The organism is Clostridium sulfidigenes (assembly GCF_052067195.1).
In the GTDB taxonomy this organism is placed as follows: Bacteria; Bacillota; Clostridia; order Clostridiales; family Clostridiaceae; genus Clostridium_J; species Clostridium_J sulfidigenes.
In genome coordinates this window covers 1-3080 of the sequence record NZ_JBQHQR010000031.1, presented here as the reverse complement: position 1 = coordinate 3080, position 3080 = coordinate 1, and the positions used below count along the sequence as shown (strand labels likewise).

Annotated in this window: 2 protein-coding genes, 3 tRNA genes and 1 rRNA gene; all 6 read left to right on the top strand. The window is 30.8% G+C overall.

What is annotated here, in order from left to right:
- Positions 1-35 precede the first annotated feature (35 nt).
- The 6 genes from ACTNBA_RS18975 (at position 36) to ACTNBA_RS18950 (ending at position 2560) form a co-directional block, all read left to right on the top strand.
- Positions 36-110, top strand: a tRNA-Asn gene (locus ACTNBA_RS18975).
- Between the two features lie 7 nt (positions 111-117).
- Positions 118-235 (top strand): 5S ribosomal RNA (rrf, locus tag ACTNBA_RS18970).
- Between the two features lie 5 nt (positions 236-240).
- Positions 241-317: transfer RNA gene (locus ACTNBA_RS18965), tRNA-Ile, on the top strand.
- Between the two features lie 5 nt (positions 318-322).
- Positions 323-398, top strand: a tRNA-Ala gene (locus tag ACTNBA_RS18960).
- A 189-nt stretch (positions 399-587) separates the two neighbouring features.
- Positions 588-1337 carry a 5'/3'-nucleotidase SurE gene (gene surE, locus ACTNBA_RS18955; protein ID WP_035135853.1) on the top strand — a complete coding sequence of 250 codons (750 nt, stop codon included), beginning with the start codon at positions 588-590 and terminating at the stop codon, positions 1335-1337.
- A gap of 77 nt (positions 1338-1414) precedes the next feature.
- Positions 1415-2560 (top strand): pyridoxal-phosphate-dependent aminotransferase family protein, encoded by a 1146-nt coding sequence (locus ACTNBA_RS18950; RefSeq protein ID WP_441075815.1) that lies wholly within the window; start codon positions 1415-1417, stop codon positions 2558-2560.
- The last annotated feature ends 520 nt before the right edge of the window (positions 2561-3080 follow it).

Sequence of the window (3080 nt, the reverse complement as noted above, 5' to 3'; positions counted from 1 at the left end):
CTGTGTGGGAGGGTAGGTTGTTGCCAGGTCAATGTTCCGCGATAGCTCAACGGTGGAGCACTCGGCTGTTAACCGATAGGTTGGAGGTTCGAATCCTCTTCGCGGAGCCATATTAAATTTGGTAATTATGCCTTAGATGGATACACCCGTATCCATACCGAACACGAAGGTTAAGCATCTAGGGGCCGATAGTACTGCATGGGAAGCTGTGTGGGAGGGTAGGTTGTTGCCAAGTAATATGGATCTTTAGCTCAGTTGGTTAGAGCAACCGGCTCATAACCGGTAGGTCCGGGGTTCGAGTCCCTGAAGGTCCACCATATTTGGGGGTATAGCTCAGTTGGGAGAGCACCTGCCTTGCACGCAGGGGGTCAAGGGTTCGAATCCCTTTATCTCCACCAAAGACACTGTATATGCAGTGTCTTTTTTTTATAGGATTTTATAATATTTTAAGATAAACTTTATCCTTAGTATGTTAAAATAAAAAAGTAGATAGTATTTCTTTTTGGATGAATTAATTACTTAATAAGATTTTAGATAAATGAAGGGAGGGAAAATAGAGAATATAAATTTCTCTATTTTATATAATTATGAATATATTAATAACCAATGATGATGGAATTACGGCAAAAGGTATACAGATTATTGCACGGAGACTTCAAAATTCACACAATATATTGGTAGTAGCACCTGATAGTCAAAAAAGTGCTAGCAGTCATTCCATAACATTAATGAATCCTCTTATTGTAAAAAAAGAAAAAATAGAAGGTATAGATGCTCCATGTTTTAGTGTAAGTGGTACACCTGTTGATTGTACAAAAATTGCAATAACTACTATTGCTAGTGAAAAAATAGATATAGTAGTATCAGGAATAAATGATGGATTTAATTTAGGAACCGATGTAATATATTCAGGGACTGTGTCTGCAGCAGTTGAAGGAGCATTAAATAATACCCCAGCAATTGCATTATCCTGTGATGGTAATGAAGAAAGTTATGAAATAGCTGCAGATTATGCAGAAAAAATATTAAATAAAATTAGAAGTGAGAAAATTGGAAACACAGTACTAAATGTAAACATTCCATCTATAAGTAAAGATAAATTAAAGGGATTAAAGGTATGTAAAATAGGTGAAAGAAATTATAATAATGTATATGTTGAAGTAGAGAAAAGTGATGATAATGTAGTATATAAAATAACTGGTGCGCCGGATGATGCAATGCAAGATAATACTGATGTAGACATGATTAAAGAAGGATATATAACAGTTACACCACTACATTATGACTTAACTAATTTTAACTTAATAACAAAAGTGGAAAATATCTTAGAAAAATAAATTTGATATAACAAAATTTTTATTTTAAATATTGTGATTAATTAGTAATATTAAAGATATGAATAGGGGATGAAATAATGAATAAACCATATGTATTTACACCAGGACCTACTAATGTAAGAGAAAATGTTAGATTGGCTAGAGCTATTGAAACTACTAATCCAGATTTAGATAAGGATTTTTATGATTTTTATAGAGAAACTTGCAATAAAATTGGGGAAGTACTAAATACTGAAAAGGATGTGTTTATATTAAGTGGTGAAGGTATATTAGGATTGGAAGCTGCTTGTGCATCACTTACAGAAATAGGAGATAGAGTACTAATTATTGATAATGGGGTATTTGGTGAAGGCTTTGCTGATTTTGTGAAAATATATGGAGGAATACCTGTGTTGTATTCTGTTGATAGAAAAAGAGAAGTAGATGTGGAACATTTAAGAGAATTTCTTGATAAAGATAGTAATTTTAAATATGCAACTGTTGTTCATTGCGATACACCATCAGGAGTGCTTAATGATATAAGTAAAATTTGCCCAATACTTAAGGAATATGGAATATTAACAGTTGTAGATAGTGTTGCAGCTATGGGAGGAGAACCTATAAATGTAGATGAGTGGGATATAGATATTGCATTAGGTGGTTCTCAAAAAGCTTTTTCAGCTCCACCAGGATTAACTATTGTTACCGTTAGTGATGATGCGGATAAAGCTATGAGAATAAGAAATACTCCGATTGTAGGATTTTATTGTAACTTAACTATATGGAAGGGATATTATGATAAAAAGTGGTTTCCATATACTATGCCAATAAGTGACATATATGGGCTTAGAGTTGCAATAGATAATATACTTGAAGAAGGAATAGAGAATGTACACAATAGACATAAAAATATTGCTGTAGCTACTAGAAATGCATTAACTAGCTATGGGTTAAAGTTATATTTAGATAGTGGCTTTTCATCTACAGTTACAGTAGTGGAACCGCCTACAGGAATAGAAGCAAACAAGTTAATTAATTATATGAGAGATAATTATAATTTACTAATTTCAGGTTCCTTTGATTATCTTGAGAATAAAGTTATTAGAATTGGTCATATGGGAGAAAACTGTAGGATAGATAAAATTTTATTTGTTTTAAATACGTTAGATAAATCTTTAAATGAATTAGGATATAAATCAAAAGTTAATATCATAGAAGAATTTAATAAGTATATTATATTATAATGTAAGAGAGGCCAATTAATTATGAAAATAGTTAATTGGCCTTATATTATTACAAAAAGGATATTTTCAATGGAATATTAAGAAGATTAGTAACTAGTTAACATAACGAATGTTTATTGATTTTAATGTGGTATATTTCGTATATAGAGGCTAAATAGTAGTATAAGTTATTTTTACTTTAGTATACTATACCATGTGTATCAGTATAAGAAAATAAAAGTAAATTCAAGAAATATGAAGATATATTTAAATAAACTATAATTATAAAAAATTAATGTTATATTTGATATAACAAGTATGGTAAGATAAATCTTGTCGCTGAGAGACGCGGCAAGAAACAACAAAAACTTAAGAAAAAACTTCTTAAAAATTTGTTGACAGATAAGAGATTATCTAGTAGAATAGTAAAAGTCGTCGGAAGTAATCGATGATAATGAAAACCAAATGGTCTTTGAAAATTAAACAGAGAAAAAGGTAAAACCAGTTAATTCCGATAGAGAAATCTATCAAATAAATGACT

Bases quoted from the DNA above. Each gene is read 5' to 3' on its own strand.
- surE (WP_035135853.1), top strand. From the start codon at position 588: ATGAATATATTAATAACCAATGATGATGGAATTACGGCAAAAGGTATA.
- ACTNBA_RS18950 (WP_441075815.1), top strand. From the start codon at position 1,415: ATGAATAAACCATATGTATTTACACCAGGACCTACTAATGTAAGAGAA.